This is a genomic window from Aquimarina longa SW024, from assembly GCF_001401755.1.
GTDB lineage: Bacteria > Bacteroidota > Bacteroidia > Flavobacteriales > Flavobacteriaceae > Aquimarina > Aquimarina longa.
Genome location: NZ_AVQK01000090.1, coordinates 1 through 1,129, shown reverse-complemented (window position 1 = coordinate 1,129; position 1,129 = coordinate 1). Strand labels below are relative to the sequence as shown.

Here is a 1,129-nt window from a genome sequence, read left to right as displayed (position 1 = left end):
TCTAGTGGAGGAATCAAGATTATAGGATCATTGAAACTTGTTTTTCTATTTTGAAAAATAGCACTCGCTACAATTTTTTGACCTACAGCTTTAACAATAGGAACGCTTACTGCATTTCCAATCAATTGATATCGCCTACTATCACTTAATTCGATTTGTTTTTTATTCTGTATCCCATATGCAGTCCAGTGATCAGGAAACCCCTGTAAACGTTCACATTCCAGTGGAGTAAGTTTTCGAACATTACTAACGTTACATAACAGATTCTCATAATGAGGGTAAGTAGTCACTGCTCCCGTTTTTCCATCTTTACGGGGTACAAATTGTTTTTCTCCAAAGGGAGTATAATCTTTTCCTTTTTTTTGATTTTTTCTACGGATTTGTTTGGCTTTTTCCGTTCGTTCTACTCCTAAAGGAGTCCAATTATTGATCAATAAATTATCTTTATCAACTCCTGTAATACAATTGGTATTTCCATCCTTTCGAAATTCTACTTTTGACCCCTCTTTTATTTCCCTACCACTTCTCACGGTAAATATATAAGGATTTCCCTTCATGGATGCATCTCCTATTTTGGTATGAATTGTTGGAGAAATGTTGGCTTTCGAGAGCTTTTCTCTAGTGCAATTTTGAGTTTTTTTACAGCTTTGTCCGATAGGAAATACTTCGGGTCTGGGTTGCCCTCTAAGTGATCCGATAAGGTAGATGCGTTCTCTATTTTGGGGGAGTATCCAGGCAGTATTAAGCAATTGCCATTGGAGGTCATAAATCCGCAGGTCGGCAAACGATCTAAGTACGATTTCAAAGTCTTTGCCCTGGTTACTGGAGAAAAGCCCTTTGACGTTTTCAAAGATAAACAGACGGGGCTGATATATACCCAAGACTCTAATTGCTTCAAAAAAGAGCTTGCTTTTATCTCCTTTGATCCCTTTTCGTTTTCCAGCAATTGATAAATCTTGGCATGGAGATCCGAAGGTAATGATATCTGGTTTTTCAAGTTGTCCTTTTTTGATATTCTCGATTGCTCCTGCATAAATTGAGTGTTTAAAATTAGTAGAATAATTGGCAATAGCGAACTTGTCAATCTCGCTGAAATAATGTTTTTTGAATGTAACTCCTGCTTGCTTTA

General features: G+C 36.8%; 1 protein-coding gene. It reads right to left on the bottom strand.

Going from position 1 to position 1,129, the window contains the following annotated elements; translation table 11 throughout:
- Positions 1-1,129 (bottom strand): DNA cytosine methyltransferase (locus N456_RS09040; protein ID WP_062056100.1); only part of this gene is annotated, 1,129 nt, incomplete at both ends.